The 14,768-nt window shown below is 65.0% G+C and carries 9 protein-coding genes; 5 read left to right on the top strand and 4 right to left on the bottom strand.

Annotated elements, in window-relative coordinates; translation table 11 throughout:
- Nucleotides 1–273 precede the first annotated feature (273 nt).
- Nucleotides 274–5,457, top strand: a complete 5,184-nt coding sequence (locus SB764_RS21700) for an AAA family ATPase (protein WP_410864830.1) — start codon at nt 274–276, stop codon at nt 5,455–5,457.
- 70 nt (nt 5,458–5,527) lie between these two features.
- Nucleotides 5,528–6,031, top strand: a complete 504-nt coding sequence (locus SB764_RS21695; RefSeq protein ID WP_065057814.1) for a DUF3455 domain-containing protein — start codon at nt 5,528–5,530, stop codon at nt 6,029–6,031.
- Between the two features lie 6 nt (nt 6,032–6,037).
- Here the strand turns inward: SB764_RS21695 and SB764_RS21690 are convergent, their stop codons facing one another.
- Both SB764_RS21690 and SB764_RS21685 read right to left on the bottom strand, forming a co-directional pair.
- Nucleotides 6,038–8,359 carry an LPS-assembly protein LptD gene (locus SB764_RS21690; RefSeq protein WP_110326532.1) on the bottom strand — a complete coding sequence of 774 codons (2,322 nt, stop codon included), beginning with the start codon at nt 8,357–8,359 and terminating at the stop codon, nt 6,038–6,040.
- A gap of 144 nt (nt 8,360–8,503) precedes the next feature.
- On the bottom strand, nt 8,504–8,893 hold the full coding sequence (locus tag SB764_RS21685) for a hypothetical protein (protein WP_065057815.1): 390 nt from the start codon (nt 8,891–8,893) through the stop codon (nt 8,504–8,506).
- Nucleotides 8,894–9,347: 454 nt separating this feature from the next.
- On the opposite strand from SB764_RS21685, the gene SB764_RS21680 reads away from it, so the two are divergent.
- On the top strand, nt 9,348–10,244 hold the full coding sequence (locus SB764_RS21680; protein WP_110326530.1) for a glycosyltransferase family 9 protein: 897 nt from the start codon (nt 9,348–9,350) through the stop codon (nt 10,242–10,244).
- On the top strand, nt 10,241–11,143 hold the full coding sequence (locus tag SB764_RS21675; protein WP_074986591.1) for a glycosyltransferase family 9 protein: 903 nt from the start codon (nt 10,241–10,243) through the stop codon (nt 11,141–11,143). Before SB764_RS21680 ends, SB764_RS21675 begins: the two co-directional genes overlap by 4 nt.
- Nucleotides 11,144–11,257: 114 nt before the next feature.
- Here SB764_RS21675 and SB764_RS21670 read toward each other — a convergent pair whose 3' ends face one another.
- Together SB764_RS21670 and SB764_RS21665 are read right to left on the bottom strand one after the other, a co-directional pair.
- The gene (locus SB764_RS21670) at nt 11,258–11,977 is read right to left on the bottom strand and encodes a response regulator (RefSeq protein WP_065057818.1); all 720 of its coding nucleotides are present in this window, start codon (nt 11,975–11,977) and stop codon (nt 11,258–11,260) included.
- Nucleotides 11,974–13,509 (bottom strand): ATP-binding protein, encoded by a 1,536-nt coding sequence (locus tag SB764_RS21665; RefSeq protein ID WP_124261591.1) that lies wholly within the window; start codon nt 13,507–13,509, stop codon nt 11,974–11,976. The genes SB764_RS21670 and SB764_RS21665 overlap by 4 nt, the downstream gene beginning before the upstream one ends.
- A 286-nt stretch (nt 13,510–13,795) precedes the next feature.
- Here SB764_RS21665 and SB764_RS21660 point away from each other — a divergent pair, with 286 nt between their 5' ends.
- Nucleotides 13,796–14,533, top strand: a complete 738-nt coding sequence (locus tag SB764_RS21660) for a response regulator (RefSeq protein ID WP_065057820.1) — start codon at nt 13,796–13,798, stop codon at nt 14,531–14,533.
- Nucleotides 14,534–14,768: the final 235 nt, after the last annotated feature.

Below are 14,768 nucleotides of genomic sequence, written 5' to 3'. Positions count from 1 at the left end.
CGCCACTTTGGTGGCGCAGCCGGCTCACGACGCGGTCGGCCAGTCATGGCTCGGCCGCGTTTTTTATTGCCGATGTCGACATATTCCAGATACACGAGGCCATTAATCTGCGCTTAAAACTGGCCGATTGCGCGCGAACTCGCGGGCCTTGATTCGATGGGCGGGATGACGCGTGGCGCGTAAGCCACGGGTAAGATACGCCTTTGCGCGATGCACGGCGCGACGAATCAGAAGACGGCCCGGGCGTGACCCGGCAAAAGGCGCAGAGGATCCATGGTCAATGTCATTCCCGAATCCGCCGCGGACTGGTCCCGTGCACGATTGGTCCTGATTCAGGACGGCGCGGCGCGGCTGTATCGCATCGTCACGGCGGGAGAATCGGTGCTGGCGGCGGTGCCTTCGGCTGTTGATCCTGTCGCCGCGCTGGGTCGCCTGCGCCATGAATACGGCATTCGCGCGCGCCTCGATCCCGAGTTCGCGCTCCATCCGATTCAATTCGTCGTCCACAATCAGGCGCCGGCGTTGCTGCTGCACGATCCGGGCGGCCGGATGCTCGGCGAGATTTTCGACGAGACGCGCGCCGAACCGGGCGACGTCGCGATGCCCGTCGATGCCTTCATTCGCCACGCGGTGAGCATGACGCAATCGCTGGGTCTCGCGCATCTCGCCGGACTCGTGCATGGCGCGTTGCAGCCCGCGAGTTTCATGCTCGACGCAGCGGGCGAGCGCGCCTGGCTCACCGGTTTTTCCGGCCAGGAGAGTGCGCCGGAAATCGATAAAGACGTGCTCGAAACCGTGATCGATTACGCGGCCCCGGAAGCGACGGGGCGCATCGACCGCGCCGTGGACGCACGCTCCGATCTCTATTCGCTGGGCTGCCTCTTTCACCGCATGCTGACCGGCGAGGTGCCGTTTCCGAATCTCACGGCTTCCGGGGCGATGCACGCGCACCTCACGCGGCGGCCGTTCGAAGGCGGGCAGTCGGCGCAGACGCACGCGCGCGTGCCGGAGAAACTCAAGGCGATCGTGCGGCGGCTGCTGGAGAAGGAGCCCGCGCAACGTTATCAATCAGCCGCGCATCTGGCGAAAGATCTGCTCGACGCCGCCGAAGGCACGGCGCATACGCACGCGCACGTCCATGCTTTCACGCGGCAACTGAAGCTGCGGCCTTCGCTGGGTGTGCCCGATTCGCTCTATGGCCGCCACGTCGAAATCGACCAGTTGCTCGCGGCCGCACGCCATGCCGCGCTCGACGGCGGGCCGCCGCTGATGCTCGTCGAAGGGCCGGCGGGCATCGGCAAGACGGCGCTGGTGCAGCACGTGCGCAAGCGCCTTGCGGGTGCGGGCCACGAGTTCGCCGCGGGCAAGTGCGAGCAGGCCGACGGCGCGGCGCCCTACGCGAGCATCGCGCGCGCCTTGCATTCGCTGCTGCGCCACGTGCTCGGTTATGCGCCCGCCGAATTCGAGCGCGTGCAGCGCCGTCTGCGCGACGCGCTCGCCGGTGACGCCTCGATCGTCACGGCCGTCTTTCCGGAACTCGCGCGCGTGCTCGGTCAGTTCGAACACCAGCGCGCGGTCTCGGCGCACGCAGAAAAGCCGCGCTTTCTCGACGCGATGTCGAAACTGATGAACGCGTTCACCGAGCCGGGCAAGGCGCTCGTGCTGTTTCTCGACGACCTGCAATGGGCCGATCGCGACACGCTCGAAGTGCTCACGCACCTGATCGGCAAGCCGGGCAGCGAACGCGTGCTGTTTATCGCCGCGCTGCGCGACAACGAGATTCGCGCGGATAACCGGCTCGTGCACGTGCTGCGCGACGGCGCGCATGCGCATCGGCTCGTGCTCGAACCGTTGTCGAGCCACGACCTCGAACAACTGATCGAAGCGATGCTGATCGGGCGCGTGCAGCAACTGCGCGAATCCGTCGATCTGATCGGCGCTTATACGGGCGGCAATCCGCTGTTCGCGATTCAGTTCGTGCGCTCGCTCGTCGACGACAGCGTGCTCGAATTCGACGAAGCGCGCGGCGAATGGCATTCGAGCGTGGCGGGCATTGCCGAGCGCGCGAGTTCGTCGAGCCTGATGGAACTGCTCACGGAAAAGATCGACGCACTCGCGCCGTCGACGCAGGACGTGCTGCGCTCCGTTGCGCTGATCGCGAAGCCGGTGCCGCTGAACATGCTCGCAGATGCCGTGGGCAGCGATCCCGCGCAACTCGAAGCGTCGTTGCGGCCGGCGATGGACGCGGCGCTGATCATCCTCGACGAAGACCTGTACACCTTCGCGCACGACCGCATTCGCGACGCCGTCTATTACGGCATGAGTCTCGACGCGCGCGAAGCGGGCCATCTGGCCATGGGTCGCCGTTTGCTGGATTGCGCGAGTTATCGCGCGTCGTCGAGCAGTTTGTTCGTGGTGGCGAACCAGTTGAATCTCGCGGCGCGGCTCGTCGCGTCTCCCGAGGAGCGCGAGCGCTTTGCGCGCGTGAATCTCGACGCCGCGCAGCGTGCGATTGGCGCGACGGCGTATGCGTCGGCGATGGCGTATCTGGCCGTGGCGCAAAGCTTCGCGCAGGGCAGCGCGGCGGGCGCGCCGCTCGACGCGCTGATCGCATTGCGGATCGGCGAATGCGAGTTTCTGTGCATGGAAGTCGCGGCGGCGGCGCGCCGTCTCGCTGCCGTGCCCAGCGCGCTGCTGCCGCTCGATCACCGCGCGGAACTCGCGCGCTTGCGCGTGGCGATGCACGTGACGATCGACGAGTCGGCGACGGCGCTCGATATCGGCCTGCAATACGTGCGCGACGAAGCGGGCATCGTGCTCGCGCGCACGCCGACCGATGCCGATATCGATCGCGAATTCGCGCGTTTCAAGGCGCTCGACGGCAATCGCAGCGTCGACGAACTGGCGGCGTCGCCGTTGATGAGCGACCGGCGCATTTATATCGCCATGGACGTGCTCACCGATCTCGCGCCCGCTGCGAAATTTCTCAGTCAGCGTCTCGCCGATCTGATGATGCTGCGCATGAGCACGCTGAGTCTCGAACACGGCCATTGCGACGCGTCGTGTTACGCCTACGTCGGCCTGAGCCAGATCGTCGGCGAACGCTATGGCGATTACGACACGGTGCGCCGCTTCGCGGAACTCGCGATGCGCCTGCCCGCCGAACGCGCGCTGACGAAATTCCAGGGCCGCGTGCAGATGTGCTACGGCGCGATGAGCTTGCCGTGGACAGGGTCCGCCACGCGCGCACGCGAGCATATCGAAGCGTCGATTGCGCTCACGGCGCGGCTGGGCGACGTCACGTATCTGATCTATTCGCGGCGGCATCTCGTCACCAATTATCTGTTTTGCGGCGCGCCGCTTTCCGATGTGCAGAAGGTGGTGGAAGAAGGCTTGCCGCTCGCGCGCCAGGCGGGCTTCGCGCTGGTGATCGATGCGTTTATCGCGCAGGCCTGGGTGGTGCAGGCGTTGCGCGGTGTGCCGATCGATATCGGTCTGGGCGCGCCGAGCCGCGATTTCGAGCACGTGCTCGACGATTGCCTCACGGGCCGCGTGCACCGCGATATCGCCGCGTTTTCGTTCTGGACGTATCGCTTGCAGGTCGCGTATCTGTTTGCGGACTGGCCGGTCGCATTGCAGGCGGAACAGGCTGCGGACGCCACGGCCTGGGCGTCGCGCTCGTTCCTCGAAATGCCGGAGTTCGTGTTTTATAGCGCGCTGCTGCGCGTGGCGCTGAGCCGCCGCGCGCAAGGCAGCGAGCGTGAAGCGCATCTGCAGGCGGCGCGTGCGCGCCTGGCGACGCTCGAGCGCTGGTCCGCGCACAGCCCCGAGAATTTTCTCGGCCGCGCCGCGCTCGTGCGCGCGGAGCTGGCGTCGACCGGCGATGATCCGCGCTTCGCGCAGAGCGATTACGAAGAGGCCATTCGTCTCGCCGATCTCGCGCGCATGCTGCAATTGCAGGCGCTTGCGCGCGAACTCGCGGCGCGCTTTTCGGCGCAGCAGCACTGGCATGCGGCGTCGCAGGGTTATCTGCATCAGGCGTGGAGCGCGTATGCGTGCCTCGGCGCGGACACCAGATTGCGCGCGCTCGAAAGCGAATTCCCGACCATGGGACTCGCGAGCGCCGCGCCGAAACAATTCGACTGGACCGCCGCGCAAGGCGCGAATGTGCGTGCGTTCGATACGCAGGTCGTCTTGAAGGCGACGCAGGCCTTGTCGAGTGAAATGTCGCTGGCGAAGCTGATCAACGTGCTGCTCGACACGGCGCTGCAATATGCGGGCGCCGACCGTGCGACGCTGTGCCTGATCGAAGACGGTCAACTCGATATCGTCGCGCGCGCGACGTATGACGATGGCGCGGTGACGGTCGAAATCGAACGCGAGCGCGCGAGCGCCGAACGCATTCCCATGTCGATTGCGTACTGGACGCAGCGCACCTGCGAACCGGTCGTGCTCGGCAACGCGATCGACGATGCCAATTTCGGCCGCGACGCCTATATTCTCGCGGTGCGGCCGCGCTCGGCGATGTGCGTGCCGCTCGTCAAACAAGGCTCGCTGTCGGGGCTGCTGTATCTGGAGAATCGCCTGATTGCCGACGTCTTTACATCGGCGCGTTTGCGCATTCTGGAGATGCTGTCCTCGCAGGCCGCGATCTCACTGGAGAATGCCAAGCTCTATCACAAGGTGGAGTCCGAGCATCAGAAGCGCGTGGCGGCGGAGCGGCATTTGCGCGAGGCGCAGGGCAAGCTTGAGCGCGCGGGACGTTTGTCGGTGATCGGCGAATTGGCCGCGTATATCGTGCACGAAATCAGTCAGCCGATCAGCGCGGTGAGTGCGTGTTCGCGCGCGGCGATACGCTGGTTGAATCGCGAATCGCCCGATATCGACGAAGCCAATTCGATGCTCGAACAGATCGCGCTCGATACGCAGCGCGCGGTGGATATCGTTGCGAGCGTGCGTGCGATGGTCAAGCAGTCGCATCCGAAATCGGAACTCACCGATATCAACGATGCGATTCGCGAAGTGCTGCGTCTGCTCAGCGATCAATTGGCCGATTATCAGATTGTCGTGCGCGGCAATTTCGACACGCGCCTCGACGTCGTGGCCGATCGCACGCTGATCCAGCAGGTGGTGATCAATCTTGTCATGAATGCGCTCGAAGCGCTGCGCGGCGTAACTGCGCGGCCACGTCTGATCGATATCGACACCTTGGTCGATGCGAGTGGCACCTTGCGCGTGACGGTGGCCGACACGGGGCCGGGCATTCCGGGCGATCTGAGCGCGACCGTGTTCGATTCGCTGGTGACCTCGAAGAAGTCGGGCATGGGCATGGGGCTGTCGATCTGCAAGTCGATCGTCGAAGCGCATGGCGGCGAGATCGAACTCGTTCGCACGGGCGCGAACGGCACGCTGTTTCGTTTCTGTATTCCGCCCGTGGAGCAGGAACTGGGGGAATAGCGCAACGCGCCTGCGTGTTCTGCATTTAAGGCGCACACTGTGCGCTCTGACCACGAGGAGGAGTATCGGCATGATTCGTCTGTCACGCGTCACGCGGGCAATCGGTGTTGCAGGCGCGATGGGGATGCTCGCTGCGGGCGCCGCGCACGCGCAGTCCATCGACGCGCCCAATGCGCAGCAGGTGTTGAGCACCACGGCATCGGGCGTGCAGATCTACACCTGCGAATACGGTGCGGATCACACACTCGGCTGGGTCTTCCAGCAGCCGCACGCGAAGCTTTACGACGCGCATGGCGCGGCGGTGATCGAGCATTCGGCGGGACCGTCGTGGGCCGCGCCGGACGGCAGCCGTATCGAAGGCAAGGTGATGGCGCAGCAACCGAGCGCGACGCCGGGCAGCGTGCCGCAACTGCTGCTGCAAACGCATTCGACCGGCGCGGCCGGTCTGCTCGCGTCGGTGCGCTACGTGCAGCGCATCAACACGGTCGGCGGCGCGAAGCCGCCCGCGCCGTGCACGAGCGAGCACGAATCGGGCAGCTCGCCGTATCTCGCGACCTACGTGTTCTACCAGTAAAGGCGCTTACTGGTAGTCCGTGAATCGGGACAGCGGCGTGATGTTGTTCGAGACCGGCGTGTAGCCCGGCACGCTGTCCTTGAACTGATTCAGCATGCCGTTATCGACCTTCGAAAGACCGCGCAGTTCGAGCTGCATCAGCACGCGGCTGCCGGTGCTCGGCACGGTCGTCGAACTGGTTTCGTTGGTGTACTTCTCGAACGCGATGCCGAGCGACCAGCAATCCGCGCTGTACTGAAAGCCCAGCAGACCGGCGATCAGACGATGCAGATGCATGTCGTAATTCACGCGCGCGACGCTGGAGAGGTGGCGCGTGAGCGGCCACTGTCCCGAGATGATGAACTGGCTGACCGGCTCGTTATCCACGGACGCATCGGCGCGCGTGTAGCGATACGCCATGTTGATGACCTGACCCGGCGCGGGCGCCCACGAAAAGCCCGTGCTGGTGTGCGAGAGATAGGACTTCGCCTCGTTATATTCGATCGCCTGTTCGGCCTTGAAAGCGCTGCCGATATTGAGCGAGCTGCCTTCGATCACGCCCGTGCGCGTGAGGTCGGTGGTCGAACCGTCGGCGAGCAGCGTCACGCGCGGCGTGGTGAAGTTGTATTGCTGCGCGAGCACGAAACGCGCGGCTTCCGAGCCCGTTTGCGCATCGATGAAACGCGTCGTGATGGCTGCGGTAATGCGATTGGCGTCGGCGATCCGGTCGTTGCCGACGAAGCTGTTCGTCGTAAAGATTTCCGCGAGACCGAAATCGCTTTCGGCGGTGTCGAAGATCGGCGCGAAATTCTGGTTGCGGTACGGCGTGTAGACGTAGAACAGGCGCGGTTCGAGCGTCTGGATATACGAGCGGCCGAACAGCGTCACGCTGCGCTCGAAGGTCATGCCCGAATCGAGGCTGACCGTCGGCACGTTGACCGAGAAATTACGCGGCTGTCCGGCGATCGGATCGGAGCCGAGCGACGAAAGATCGTAGCTCGCGAAGTGCCACTGCACCTTCGGCGTGATGTACCACGACGGCCGCACGATGGGCAGCGCGACGTAGGGGTTGAACACGAAGCGATTGCCCTGCGCCACGTCGCCGCTCGACATCGTGAAGCGCGAGGCGTCGGCTTCCGCGCCGAAGTCGAGACCGTCCACGTTGTAGCGCGCGTACTTCACGTTGAGCTGCGGCTCGCGGTTATAGATCGTGTCGCCCGAATACTGCTGCCAGTGCTGCTCGCGCAGCAGCACGGACCACGGGCCGTTCGCGTAACGCAGCCCCGCTTCCTGATCGTAGAGCGTGGTCGAGCCGAGCAGATACTGGCCCGACGAAGTCAGGTCGGTCGTGACGTTCGCATCCGAGACGCGGTTGTAATTCACATACGCCGAAAATCCCGAGCCGATATTCCAGTCGTGCTTGATCGCGATGTCGTAGCGCTGCGTGTTCGTCAACGCGTCGTGCGGTAGAAACAGCGCGGAGAATTCGCCGCTGTAATCGCTGCCCAGATAGTGATAATCGGCCGTCATCAGATCGCCGCGCCGGCTGATGATGCGCGGCGTGAGCGTGAGATCGTAATTCGGCGCGAGATTGAAATAGATCGGCACCGACAGGTCGAAACCGCCCGTCGAGCTGAACGAGAACGTGGGCGGCAGGATGCCGCTGCGGCGGTCGCTCGACAGCGGAAACGAAAGCCACGGGCTCGCGAAGATCGGCAGCCCCTGAAACACCAGCACGGCGTTGTGCGCGACGCCGGTATCGGTGCCGCTGTCCATGTCGAACTGCGAGGCGCGCAGATACCAGGCCGGTTCGCCGCTGCACTGGCAGGTCGTATAGGTGCCGTTGTGCAGCACGGCGCGTTCGTTGTCGACGAGGTCGGCGCGCGTGGCCGAGCCCCAGCCGCCATTCACCACGAAGTGATAGCGCGGCGTGCTGATATAGCCTTGCTGTGCTTCCACGAGCATGTGCGCGTACGGGCCGAAGAAGCTCACGCCGCTTTGCGTGATGTCGACGTGGCCGTACGCGTCGGCGGTGTCGGTGTCCTCGAAATAATGGAGCGCGTCGCCTTTCACGACCGATTCGTAGCGCCGCAATTCGGCGTTGCCGTGCAGCGCGAGGTCGGTGTCGGCGGTGCTCGTCATCGTATCGCCGAGCGCGGCGGTCGCGCCTTTCTGGCCGCCTTGCAGCGGGTGCTCCTGCAATTGCGGATCGACGCGCAAGGCCCAGTTGTCGCCGAGCGACGCGGGCTGCGCCGCGGCGTCCGAGAGTTGCGCGAACGCATGGGGCGGCGCGAATCCAGGCACGGCGATCAGCAGGGAAATCAGGGGCTTCAGGCGAAAGCCGCGCATTACGTCACGGATCAAGGCGGGCGAGATAACGAGGGAAGTGAGGAGGATCCGGCGCACGCGCGCGGCGCTCGCGCGCCGGCCCGTGCCCCGGGTCATGGCAGACGGCCGACGGGGCCGGCTATCGCGTGCCGCGTTGTGGCCGGCTCATTGCAGCCACGTCGAGCGGGACAACGCGGCTTCGTGGTCGGCCGCGCTTTCGAGCGCTTCGACGATGCCGGGAATCTGCTCGCACGGCACCGCGAACGACAGACCGGCCGTCATCGACAGCCGGAAGCGGATCACGAGATGGCGCGTGCCGTCGAGCCGGCCGATCTCGCAGCCGCGCGCGTGCATGACGGTGAACGAAGGCGCGGGCGTCTTCTCGATGCGCTGGATTTTCTCCATCGCATTGGGCAGCGCGACGAGCAGGTCGTTGAACACCGAACGGTGCAACGCGGCGGTGGCGTTGCCGTCGTGGATCAGCAGGAATTCGCCGTCCGCGCTCAGATCGGCCGAACTGATCTTGCGCAGGACCGCCGTGATGTCCTCAGCCATGCGTGCGCGCTCCCGCCGTTTGCGTGGCGCGCGATGTCGCGCACGAGGTGGCGCATGACGTGGCGTGTTCACGGATCGAGATAAAGGAAGTGGACATCGCGGGCAGCCTGCTTGATTCAATGGCGCCACGATAGACCATCGCGCGCGCGGCCAGGTTACGCGCGGCGTGGTTTTTCTTAATGCATATTTCAGTAAGCTACATGCAGGTTTCGCGGCGTGTCGCGTCATCGCGGCGCGGTCCCGCGCGCAAGGTTGCGCCGTCAAGCGGCGCATGCCATGCGGCCGATGCCATGCGTGAAAACCCAATCCTTACAGCGTTATCCCTCGTAACTTTCATGTAACCGATCGAATATTTCGGCAGGCTAAGCTCGCGCCCGTTCTTGTCTAACTCTGCGGGGCGGAGTGCGACGGCCGCCAGTCCAGCGCCGCCGGTGCCGTTCCGACTGGAATTGCGATGCGAGTTTTGCAGCCGGCCTCCCGCGTGGCCGTGGTCCTGTCTCCGGCGCTCGGCGACTCCCTTCTGACGATGATCGTCGTGCGCAATCTGCAGGCGAGCGGCGTGTCCGCCACTGTGTTCGGCACGCATGCGAGCGAACTCGCGGCGTGGTTCCCCGATGTCGATATCCGGCCCGCGCTCACGCGCGAGACCGCGCCCGACGCGCTGGCGTCGTTCGATCGCGTGATCCAGATGCATCCCGACCGGCCGCTCGATGCGCAGGCGCTGCGTCATCCCGACGTCGTGCTGCTCGATTCGACCTGCCGCGCGCGTTCGCCGAAATCGATGGCCGAGCGCCTCATGCAGTTCAGCCGCGACGAACTCGGCCTGGCTACGGCGGGCAAGAGCAATGGCATGGTCGCGCCCGCGCATTTGCAGCATCGCAAGTACGCCAATCGCGTCGCGATTCATCCGACCGCGAGCACGCGCGACAAATGCTGGCTGCCCTCGCGCTTCGTGCGGCTCGCGATGCGGCTGCGCAAGCTCGGTTTCAGTCCGCAATTCATCGTCGCGCCCGAAGAACGCGAGGCGTGGGCCTATGTCGAGGCATACGGCATCGAGTTGCCGAAGCTCGGCTCGGTCGATACCGTCGCCGCTTTTCTCTACGAATCGGGCTGGTTCATCGGCAACGATTCGGGCATCGGCCATCTCGCCTCGAACCTCCAGGTGCCCACGCTTTCGCTGTTCATGCGGCGCGGTCTCGCGCGTACGTGGCAGCCGGGCTGGGGCGCGGGACGTGTGGTGGTCGGCCGCTTCCTGCCGACCGGACGCCTGCGCGAACGCTACTGGAAATACACGCTCTCGGTCGCGCGCGTGGCGAAAGCCTTCGAGCAGTTGCGGGAGGGGCTCGCATGAAGGCCGTGCCGGATACCGGCCGCCGCGTGGCGGTCATGGCGTCGAACGCGCTGGGCGACACGCTGCTGCTGATGGTGATCGTGCGCAATCTGCAGCGGCACGGGATCGTGGTCGCGGTGTTCGGGCGCGCCGCGCATGCGCTGCGCGACTGGTTTCCCGACGTCGATATCCGTCCGCTGCCGGATCAGAAGCAACTCGGCGCGGTGCTCGAAGCGTGGGACGTGGTGCTGCAGATGCATTCGCATCAGCCGGTGCCCGACATCGACGCGCTGCATCCGCACGTGCACTACGTCGAAGCGATCACGGAGGACGCGCAGAATCGCCCGATGGCGCAGCGCTTCGCGGAGTTTTGCAGCCGCGAATTCGGCGTGCCCGACGTCAGCACGCACAACGACATCGTGCCGCCGCCCGGCTTGCAGCATCGCCGCCACCCGCGCCGCGTGGTGATCCATCCTGAAGCGAGCACCGCCGACAAGCGCTGGCTGCCGCGCCGTTTTCTGCGGCTCGCGCGCCGTCTCGAACGTCAGGGCTACGAGGTGGCGTTCGTGATGTCGCCCGACGAACTCAATCGCTGGATCGGGCCGCTGCTCGGCCGTTTCGCGGTGCATACCTTCGAGAATCTCGACGGCCTCGCGCGCTGGCTTTACGAAAGCGGCTGGTTCATCGGCAACGATTCGGGCGTGGGCCATCTCGCGGCCAATCTCGACATTCCCACGCTGAGCCTGTTCCGACGCCGCGCGGTCGCGCAGCGCTGGCGTCCGGCGTGGGGCAACGCGCAAGTGGTGCTGCCGTGGCAATGGGTGCCGACGGGGCGGCTCAAGGAGCGCTTCTGGCGCGAGTCGCTGACCTGTGCGCGCGTGTTGTCCGCGTTTGCGCGGATGGCGAAAAGCGAGGCTTGAATCAAGCGATGGAAGCGACGATTGATGCGTGCGCATCAATCGTGCAAATTGAATTGAACGCGCAAATTGAACGCGCAAATTAAACGCGCAAATCAATCGCGCGCATCACGCGAATCAGTCGTTCACCGGCACCAGTTCGAGCCGATACCCGACGCCGTAAATCGAGCGCACCATGTCCTGATCGGGACGAATGCCCTGGATCTTGCGGCGCAGATTCTTCACATGCGAATCGATCGTGCGGTCGGCGACCACGCGATGATCGTCGTAGAGCGCGCGCAGCAGATAATCGCGCGCGTAAATACGCCCCGCGCCTGCATGCAGCAGCGCGAGCAGGCGGAATTCGATCGGCGTGAGATGCAGTTCCTTGCCGTCGAGCCGAGCCGCATGTTGCGTCACGTCGATCGAAAACGGCGAAGGCATGTCCCCCGTCTCTTCCTGCTGCGCGCGCGCGAACAGTTCCGCGCGGCGCAGGATCGCCTTCACGCGCGCCACCACTTCGCGCGGGCTGAACGGCTTGCAGACGTAATCGTCCGCGCCCAGTTCGAGGCCCAGCAGGCGGTCGATTTCATCCACACGCGCGGTGATGATCATCACCGGCACCGGCGAAAACGTGCGCAATTCGCGGCACACTTCGAGTCCGCTGCGGCCAGGCAGCATCAGGTCGAGCAGCACCATCGAGGGCGCGTGCTCGCGCACATAAGGCACGACGGCGCGGCCATCCGCGAGGATGTGGGTCGCGAAATCTTCCTTGGCCAGATAGTCGGCGAGCAGGGCCGCGAGCTTGGGTTCGTCTTCGACGATCAGGACGGAAGGCCGTGTGGTCGGTTCGATCATTGTGTGTACAGGCGAGGAAGTTGGACGAGGACGCGCAGGCCGCCGATGGGCGAGCGCGACGCCTCGATGGTTCCGCCGTGGGTCTCCACGATGCGTTTGCAGAGCGCGAGACCGAGGCCCGCGCCGCCGCTTTGCCGGCTGCGCGAAGGATCGACGCGGAAGAAGCGGTCGAACAGATGCGGCAGCAGCGGGGCGGGCACGGGCGGGAACGAATCCTGGAAGTCGACGTGCACGTGCTCGTCGTCGGCGCTGATCGCCACGACCACGCGGCCGCCGGCATTCGTATAGCGCAGCGCGTTTTCCAGCAGGTTTTTCCAGAGTTGCGTGAGACGGTACGGGTCGCCCGAGAGCGTGGCGTGGCCGGGACCGGGGTCGAATTCGAGCGCGATCTGCTTGGCCGCCAGACGCTCGCGGAACGCGTCGCACGACGCCTCCACGATCGGCACGAGGTCGAGCGGCACCGTTTCGAACGAGAGCTGGCCGATGTCGGCGAGCGAGAGTTCGTAGAGGTCGTCGATCAGCTGGCTCAGCATGGCGACTTCGGCCTGCAACGAGGCGATGGTGGCCGCGTCGGGACGGCGCACGCCGTCCTCGATGGCTTCGAGTTCGCCGCGCAGCACTGAGAGCGGCGTGCGCAATTCGTGCGAGACGTCGGCGATGAAATCGCGCCGGTCGCCCTCGGCTTTTTCCAGCGAGGCTGCGAGCCGGTTGAAGTCGTTGGCGAGCATTTGCAGTTCGTCGCTGCCGTTGGCCGGCACGCGCGTGGCGTAGTCGCCGCCCGCGAGCCGGTGCGTGGCCGTGACGATGCGCTTGATCGGCGTGAGCAGCGTGCGCGCGAGCACGATCGAGATGGCCGCGGACAGCAGCGCCGTGAAGCCCACGATAATCCACGTCGCTTGCAACTGGCGGTTCTTGAAACGCTTCTCGGCCTGATTGATCAGCGAGATCGGGCTGGCCACGGCCACATAGCCGACGATCTGGCCGTTGAATCTGAGCGGACGGCGTTCGGCGTCGGGCGGCGCCGGCGGGCCCGAACTCACGATGAGCTTCTGGTGTGCGTCGTAGAGCGCAAACGGCGGCCGGTGCGGACGCATGTGGTCGTCGAAATCGGGGCCGCCGGGCGGCGCGCCGCGGTTGTCGCTGTTGTCGCGATTATCGCGACTGGCGTTGCCGCGGAAGTCGGCGGGCGGCGGCCAGCCCGGGCCGCCAGGGCCACCGGCCGCGCCGGGGCCGTCAGGACCACCGGGTCCGCCAGGCCCGCCTTGCGCGGGCGGCTCGCCCGGCGGCGGGCCGCCGTCGAACGGCCCCTGCTGCGCATACTTCGCGCGCGCGAAATCCCAGTTGCCGTGCTCGGCGTACGCCGCCACCAGTTCGCGCTCCAGCGCGGCCTGGTCGGCGGCGCTTTGCTCCTGCAGGAAGTCGATGAAGCCGAACTCGAAACTCGTGCGGATCGCGACGCCCATCGCCACGGCGACCAGGACGCAGGCCGAAAGAATCGCGAGAAAGAGTTTGGACGTGATGCTGGCTTTCATGGGAGGCCCGGCGGGGACGGATCGGCGAGGCCGGATCGCGTCCGTCGCAATGACGGTCTGAACGGTGTAATTGGCTTAATCGGTATATTCGATTCGATAGCCGCTATTTTCCCCGAAGCGGGCAGCAAGCGCCGCATTGAGGATGCGAATTCACATTTTCTCCAGTTTTCCCGTCTTTTTCCTGCACTTTTGTTCCGTATGATCCACCCTCGTCGAATCGCGGCTGCTGGGTCCCAGCGCGTGGTTCCTCAGTTGCTTTCAGCTTCACCTAGTGGGGGACAGATCGATGGACATTCATGTGCTGGTGGTGGAACCCGATGAGGGTTACCGCGACAATCTGCGCAGTTATCTGCAACGTCAGCAGATCACCATGTCGGTGCTGTACGGCACCAAGGGGCTGGAACAGCGCCTCGCGCGCGAGATGCCCTCGCTGATCCTGATGCGTCACGACACGCGCGACTGCAACGGCATCGCCGCGCTGCGCAGTCTGCGCGAATGCGGGCATGCGGTGCCGGTGATCATCGTGAGCGAAAGCGCCGATGTGGCCGACAAGGTGCTGGCCTTCGAACTGGGCGCCAACGATTACCTCGTCGATCCGTTCGATCCGCGCGAGTTGCTCGCACGCATGCGCCACGCGCTGCGCTGCAAGATCGACCTGCCCGATGCGCCGCCGAAAAAGGCGCGCTACGAATTCGACGGCTTCGAACTCGATGCCATCGACAATCAGCTGTTCAAGAACGGCTCGCGCATTCCCGCGCCGCCGCTCGCGCTGGCGGTGCTGACGGTGTTCGCCGCGAACCGCATGCGTCCGCTGTCGCGCGAGCGCATTCTGAGCCAGCTCGATCGCAATTCGCAATTGCATGCGCGCAGTCTCGACGTGATCGTGTTTCGTCTGCGCAAGTTGCTGGGCTTGTCGCCGTGCGGCCGTCAATATATTCAGACGCGTTATCGCGACGGTTATGTGTTTTGTCCCGACGACGCCTTTCTCAGCGTTGGCGGCGTGGTGGCGGAAGCGACGGCCTGAACGTATCAGCGTGTCCGGCGTTTCAATCAACGTTTCAATCAACGTTTCAATCGCGCCACATGCAAAGCGGAAAACAAACTTGATAGAAGCTGAATAATGCGCGAGCGCGCGGCGATTGACATGCGTGCCCATTGCGGAATTCGGTTTTGCGCCGCGCCGCGAAACGCCTGATGCATAACGCGTTTTGCGCACGCAACGTAGTGCGCTTCACGCATGAAAAACGCTATCCCGGCAG

This window comes from Paraburkholderia sp. SIMBA_027 (assembly GCF_046535315.1).
Classification (GTDB): domain Bacteria; phylum Pseudomonadota; class Gammaproteobacteria; order Burkholderiales; family Burkholderiaceae; genus Paraburkholderia; species Paraburkholderia tropica.
This window is presented reverse-complemented; position numbering and strand designations above follow the sequence as displayed.